Annotated in this window: 1 pseudogene; it reads right to left on the bottom strand. The window is 29.9% G+C overall.

The annotated features are described in order from the left end of the window. A pseudogene (locus tag L8T82_RS07940) lies at nt 1-546 on the bottom strand (hypothetical protein); the annotation flags it as partial.

Raw genomic sequence — 546 nt, 5'->3', positions numbered from 1 at the left:
ATATTTTCCTCTATATTTTCCTCTATATTTTCCTCTATATTTTCCTCTATATTTTCCTCTAAATCAAAAGCTTGCGTATTTTCATTGTTATCTGTTTCTTGAGTGTCAAAATTTTGCATTAACTCCCCATCAAGACCATTAAATTCTTCATCAAGCTCATCAATAGCGGCCAATTCTTCTTTTATCTTATCTTGAGTACTTAGCTCTTCTTCTAGTTGAAAATCATCTATACTTTCATTTTCAAATATTTCTTCAACCATAGGCTCATTTTCTTCTAAAGCCATTTTTTCTTCTTTTTCCTCACCAATAAATTGAGCATCCTCAGGTAAATCATCAAAGCTCATTTCTTTTTCACCTATCTCTTCAACCATAGGTAGTGTATCAAAAGAATCAAATTCAACAGGGGTTTCTTCTACATTTTCTTCTACATTTTCTTCTACATTTTCTTCTACATTTTCTTCTACATTTTCTTCTACATTTTCTTCTATATTTTCCTCTATATTTTCCTCTATATTTTCCTCTATATTTTCCTCTATATTTTCCTCT

Source organism: Campylobacter sp. IFREMER_LSEM_CL292 (assembly GCF_025771615.1).
In the GTDB taxonomy this organism is placed as follows: Bacteria; Campylobacterota; Campylobacteria; order Campylobacterales; family Campylobacteraceae; genus Campylobacter_D; species Campylobacter_D lari_D.
This window is presented reverse-complemented; position numbering and strand designations above follow the sequence as displayed.